Raw genomic sequence first — 261 nt, forward strand, 5'->3', positions numbered from 1 at the left:
CGCTAGCGGGGGTTGCTGTTGAGATAGGTGTGATTATGTTGGTTTATTTGAATCAGGCTTATCACGAAATGATTAATGATCATCAGTCAAAGGATATTTCACCAACGAAGGCTGATGTGCTTCAAGCGGTGTTACATGGTGCAGGCTTACGTGTACGTCCGGTCATGATGACCGCAGCAGCTATAATCGTTGGCTTATTGCCAATATTATATGGCACAGGTACTGGTTCTGAAGTGATGAGTCGTATTGCAGCACCTATGG

At 44.8% G+C, this 261-nt stretch carries 1 protein-coding gene; it reads left to right on the forward strand.

Annotation, left to right across the window (positions count from 1 at the left end; translation table 11 throughout):
• A partial coding sequence (locus AAEY72_RS15380) for an efflux RND transporter permease subunit (protein WP_502945405.1) occupies window positions 1-261 on the forward strand: 261 nt, incomplete at both ends.

It is taken from the genome of Psychrobacter sp. W2-37-MNA-CIBAN-0211 (assembly GCF_040309405.1).
Lineage (GTDB): Bacteria > Pseudomonadota > Gammaproteobacteria > Pseudomonadales > Moraxellaceae > Psychrobacter > Psychrobacter glaciei.